Raw genomic sequence first — 4,854 nt, forward strand, 5'->3', positions numbered from 1 at the left:
GCTGCGAGCGGCTCCGGCTGGTGCGCCGGTATTGGTGCGTGGAGCGCGGGAAGGCTACTGGGCGGGGTTGTGAATCTCGGCGTGGATGTGGGCGATGGCCGCGGTTGCCGCTTCGGGCAGGGGCACCTGCCAGGCGTCGATGTTCTCGCGCAGCTGCTCCACCGAAGTGGCCCCGACGATCGTGCTCGCCGCGAACCAGCGCGAGTAGGCCCAGGCCAGCGCCAGCGTCGCCGGCGAGATGCCGTGCTCGCGCGCCAGCGCCACATAGCGGGCGGCGGCGGCCAGGCTTTCCGGGCGCAGGTAGCGCGGGCTCCAGTCGGGCGGGAAGCGCGTGAGCCGCCCTTTGGCCTGCGTATCGAACACGGGATGCGCGAGATCGCCGCCCAGGTATTTTCCGGTGAGCTGGCCAAAGGCCAGCGGGCTATAGACCAGCAGGCTGACGTCGGTACGGAAGCAGGCCTCGTCCAGGCCCTGCTCGTAGCTGCGGTTGAGCAGGTTGTATGGGTTCTGGACCGTGGCGATGCGCGGCAGGCCGTGCAGCTCTGCCTGCTTGATGAACTCGGCCACGCCCCACGGCGTTTCGTTGGACACGCCGACGTAGCGGATCTTGCCCGCGCGCACCAGTTCGCCCATGGCTTCAAGCTGCGCCTGGATCGAGGCGCACTCGCGCTCGTTCGCCGGATCGAATTGCTTCTGCCCGAAGATGGGCGCGTTGCGAGCCGGCCAGTGGATCTGGTACAGGTCGATGTAGTCGGTTTGCAGGCGCGCCAGCGAGGCGTCCACCGCCGCGCGGATGCTGTCCGGCGTCAGGTCGCCGCCGTTGCGGATCCACGGCATGCGCGCCGGGCCGGCGACTTTGGTCGCCAGCACGATACGGTCACGCTGCTGGCGCTTGAGCCAGTTGCCGACGATGCGCTCGGTGCTGCCATACGTTTCGGCGCTCGGCTTGACCGGGTACATCTCGGCGGTGTCGATAAAGTTGATGCCGCGCGACACGGCGTAGTCGAGCTGGCTATGGCCTTCGGCTTCGGTGTTCTGCTCGCCGAAGGTCATGGTGCCAAGGCAGATGCGAGAGACCTGCAGGTCGCTGCGGCCCAGACGAATGGTTTCCATTGGCTATCCTTGTTAGGCGTTGACGCCCGGTATGGGGAGGGCGGCTGTGGTATCACCGGCTGCCAGCTTCCTGGCAACCCCAATCGAAGCGTGCCTCAGGCGCGCAGGGCGGCGGCACATTCCTTGACCAGCACCGGTCCGCGGTAGATCAACCCGCTGTACACCTGTACCAGTTGCGCGCCGGCCGCAATCTTGGCTTGCGCGTCGGCGCCGCTGAAGATGCCACCCACGCCCACGATGGGCACCGCATCCCCAACCACCTCGCGCAGGCCCTTGACGACGCGCGTGGACGACTCGAACACCGGCCGGCCCGACAGGCCGCCGGCTTCCTCGCCGTGCGGCAGGCCCTTGACCGCGTCGCGCGCGATGGTGGTGTTGGTGGCAATCACGCCATCGATGCGGTGGCGCACCAGCGCATCGCCGATATTGCGGATCTGGTCGGCGTCGAGGTCGGGCGCGATCTTGAGCGCGAGCGGCACGTAGCGCTTGTGCTGGTCGGCCAGGCGCTGCTGCGCGTCCTTGAGCGTCGAGAGCAGGCTGTCGAGTTCACTCGCGCCCTGCAACTGGCGCAGGTTCTTGGTGTTGGGCGACGAGATATTGACGGTGACGTAGCTGGCGTGCGGGTAGACCCGTTCCAGGCAGTGCAGATAGTCATCCACCGCGCGCTCGATCGGCGTATCGGCGTTCTTGCCGATGTTCAGGCCCAGCACGCCGCCCTCGGCCTTCCAGCGCGACGCCTTGACGTTGGCGATAAACGCATCCACGCCGCCATTGTTGAAGCCCATGCGGTTGATCAGCGCATCGGCTTGCGGCAGGCGGAACATGCGCGGGCGGGGGTTGCCCGGTTGCGCGCGCGGCGTCACGGTACCCACTTCGATAAAGCCGAAGCCGAACGCCGCCAGCCCGTCGATATAGGCGCCATCCTTGTCGAGCCCGGCGGCCAGGCCCACCGGATTGGGAAACCGCACGCCCATCACCGTGCGCGGGTCATCGGCGATGGTGTTGCCGATGCAGCCCGCCAGCCCCAGACGCTTGGCGCGCAGCAGGTTGTTGAGGGTGAAATGGTGGGCGTCCTCCGCATCCATCGAAAACAGGGCGGGGCGAAACAGGGGATAGAGCGCGTTCAGCACAGGGAATCAGCTTGGAAGTCGGGACCAGGACGGCATTGTAGCGGTTGGGCCGGAAGCGGTACTGCTGCGCAGGCGCGACCCGGCTCCAGCTGCCCTCCCGGATACCGGCCATCAAGTCTCCGGCGCTTCCTCGCCGGGTTGCGGCGGAACGATCGGGATGGCAGTGGGAGAGGCAACCGCGACTGCTTCCTGTGGCGAGTCGAAGGGGCGCCACTGGTTGGCTGTCAGCACCTGCAGCGGCTGGTAGCGCGCCTTATAGGCCATCTTGCGGCTATCGGCGATCCAGTAGCCCAGGTACAGGTGCGGCAGGCCGAGTTCGCGGGCCTGCTGGATCTGCCACAGGATGTTGTAAGTGCCATAGCTGGCTTTGACTTCCAGCGGGTCGTAGAAGGTATAGACCGAGGACAGCCCGTCGTCGAGCACGTCGATCATGCTGACCATGCGCAGGCGGCCGGCCTCCGGCGAGCCCGGCGGTTCGCGGAATTCGACCAGGCGCGAGTTGACCCGGCTTTGCAGCAGGAACTGCTCATATTGGTCCCGGCTGTCCTGGTCCATGCCGCCACCGGCATGGCGCATCGACTGGTACAGGAGATAGAGCGAATAATGCTCTTCGACATAGGTCAGCGGCGCCACCAGGGCCTGCAGGCTCTCGTGCTGCCGCCAGGCCCGGCGCTGGCTGCGGTCGGGGTGAAACTGGTCCACCACCACGCGGCATGGCGTGCAGGCGCGGCATTCATCGCAATAGGGGCGGTAGGTAAAGATGCCGCTGCGCCGGAACCCGGCGCGGACCAGCCGCGAGTAGACGTCGGCATTGATCAGGTGGGCGGGCGTGGCCACCTGCGAGCGCGCCATGCGGCCATCGAGGTAGCTGCAAGCGTAGGGCGCCGTAGCGTAGAACTGCAGCGCGGAAAGGGGGAGTTCCTTTAGCTTGCTCATGTATCTGCAACGGCCAGGGATGAAACAGCAACACAGGTAAGCCGATGGCGCCGTGACCGGACGCTGCGCAGCGTGGTCGGAGGGGCGGGCCCTATGCCCGATCCTGAATCCGGGTCCATCTCTGCAGCACCGTCTTGTCGAAGCGCCACGGGACGATATCCGGTTGGCGGGTGGCGATGCGGATATGGGCCGCGAACTCAGCACGCGGAATCGGACTCGCCCCGAGCGAAGCCAGATGATCGGTTTCCTGCTGGCAGTCTATCATCGCCACGTCGTGGTTGCCGAGGAACGCGCACAGCGCGGCCAGGGCAATCTTGGAAGCGTCCGTGCGCCGCGCGAACATCGACTCGCCATAGAACATGCGCCCGAGTGCCACGCCATACAGCCCGCCCGCGCGCTCGCCGCGGTACCAGCTCTCCACGCAATGCGCCAGGCCGTTACGGTGCAGCGCACCATAAGCGGCAATGATGTCTTCGGTGATCCATGTGCCATGCTGGCCTTCCCGCGGGGTCAAGGCACAAGCCTGCATCACGGCGATAAAGTCATCGTCGACGCGGATTTCCCAGTCGGGATCGCGCAGCACGCGCTTGAGGGTCTTGCGGAAGGTGGCGGAAACCCGCAGCGCCTGTGGTGCCAGCACCATGCGCGGATCGGTGCTCCACCACAGCACCGGCTGGCCTTCGGCATACCAGGGGAAGATGCCTTGCCGGTAAGCCAGCAGCAGGCGCTGGGCCGACAACTCGCGGCTGGCCGCCAGCAGGCCGGGCGCGTCCGACCCGGGGCCGAGCGCACGCTCGACCGGCGGGAACGGATCATGCGGATCCAGCCAGGTGATCATGCGGGAGTGGCGGGCAACGCGCCCGTGTTCAGGGTTCGACCGTGGCCCGGCTGGTCAGCGGGCGCATCGGCTTATCGATATCCAGGCTGTGCAGGCGGAAGGTGCCGTCGGTCAGCCGTCCCGCCGCGCGGTCAGCGAAGAAGCAGCGCAGCGAATGGATCACGGTGGGGAAGGCCAGTTCGTCCCAGGGCACGTCGGCTTCCTCGACCAGCTTCACCTCCAGGCTCTCCTCTCCCGCGGAGATATCGAGATCCTCCAGCGTGGCCAGGTAGAACATATGCACCTGATGCACATGCGGCACATTCAGGATGGAGAACAGTTCCCCGATCTTTACCCGTGCACCGGCTTCCTCGAGCGTCTCGCGCGCGGCGCCCTGCGCGGTGGTCTCGCCGATCTCCATGAAGCCGGCGGGCAGCGTCCAGAAGCCGTAGCGCGGCTCGATGGCGCGCTTGCACAGCAGGACCTTGTCCTCCCACACGGGAATGGTGCCGACTACATTGCGCGGATTGACGTAGTGGATGGTGCTGCAGTTGTCGCACACTGAACGCAGGCGCGAGTCGCCTTCTGGGATGCGCAGCACGACCGCATGGCCGCAGTTCGAGCAGAATTTCATGAGAGGCGTCCGGGAGGAATGGCGAAAGTGTATCCCCGCCGATGCAGGCTGCCGGGGGTGCGATGCTAGTTTGGGAAAGGTCCGCGAACGGGGTGGCGGCCATGTAGAGAATTCGTCGCGCAAAAAACAAAAAACGCCCGGAGGGGCGTTGATTTGTTTTGCGTCCGACAGCCGGTCGCATGGATCTGCGTGGCTTTGGTTGCGGGGGCAGGACTTGAACCTGC

At 66.2% G+C, this 4,854-nt stretch carries 5 protein-coding genes; all 5 read right to left on the minus strand.

Features of this window, described 5'->3' with window-relative positions:
• Nucleotides 1-54: 54 nt before the first annotated feature.
• The 5 genes from CF70_RS02850 to CF70_RS02870 all read right to left on the minus strand — a co-directional run bounded on the left by CF70_RS02850 (nucleotide 55) and on the right by CF70_RS02870 (nucleotide 4,630).
• Nucleotides 55-1,113 (minus strand): aldo/keto reductase, encoded by a 1,059-nt coding sequence (locus CF70_RS02850; RefSeq protein ID WP_035860081.1) that lies wholly within the window; start codon nucleotides 1,111-1,113, stop codon nucleotides 55-57.
• A gap of 95 nt (nucleotides 1,114-1,208) precedes the next feature.
• The gene (locus tag CF70_RS02855) at nucleotides 1,209-2,243 is read right to left on the minus strand and encodes a quinone-dependent dihydroorotate dehydrogenase (protein WP_035860083.1); all 1,035 of its coding nucleotides are present in this window, start codon (nucleotides 2,241-2,243) and stop codon (nucleotides 1,209-1,211) included.
• A 111-nt stretch (nucleotides 2,244-2,354) separates the two neighbouring features.
• Complete coding sequence (locus CF70_RS02860; RefSeq protein ID WP_035860086.1) at nucleotides 2,355-3,179, minus strand: arginyltransferase; 825 nt, start codon at nucleotides 3,177-3,179, stop codon at nucleotides 2,355-2,357.
• A 91-nt stretch (nucleotides 3,180-3,270) separates the two neighbouring features.
• Entirely contained in the window at nucleotides 3,271-4,017 is a 747-nt protein-coding gene (aat, locus tag CF70_RS02865; RefSeq protein ID WP_035860090.1) for a leucyl/phenylalanyl-tRNA--protein transferase, read from the minus strand.
• 28 nt (nucleotides 4,018-4,045) lie between these two features.
• Nucleotides 4,046-4,630 (minus strand): NUDIX hydrolase, encoded by a 585-nt coding sequence (locus CF70_RS02870; protein ID WP_035860091.1) that lies wholly within the window; start codon nucleotides 4,628-4,630, stop codon nucleotides 4,046-4,048.
• Nucleotides 4,631-4,854: the final 224 nt, after the last annotated feature.

It is taken from the genome of Cupriavidus sp. SK-3, from assembly GCF_000611145.1.
Taxonomy (GTDB): Bacteria; Pseudomonadota; Gammaproteobacteria; order Burkholderiales; family Burkholderiaceae; genus Cupriavidus.

Coding starts and splice junctions, on each gene's coding strand:
- CF70_RS02850 (WP_035860081.1), bottom strand. CDS start 1,113: ATGGAAACCATTCGTCTGGGCCGCAGCGACCTGCAGGTCTCTCGCATC.
- aat (WP_035860090.1), bottom strand. CDS start 4,017: ATGATCACCTGGCTGGATCCGCATGATCCGTTCCCGCCGGTCGAGCGT.
- CF70_RS02860 (WP_035860086.1), bottom strand. CDS start 3,179: ATGAGCAAGCTAAAGGAACTCCCCCTTTCCGCGCTGCAGTTCTACGCT.
- CF70_RS02870 (WP_035860091.1), bottom strand. CDS start 4,630: ATGAAATTCTGCTCGAACTGCGGCCATGCGGTCGTGCTGCGCATCCCA.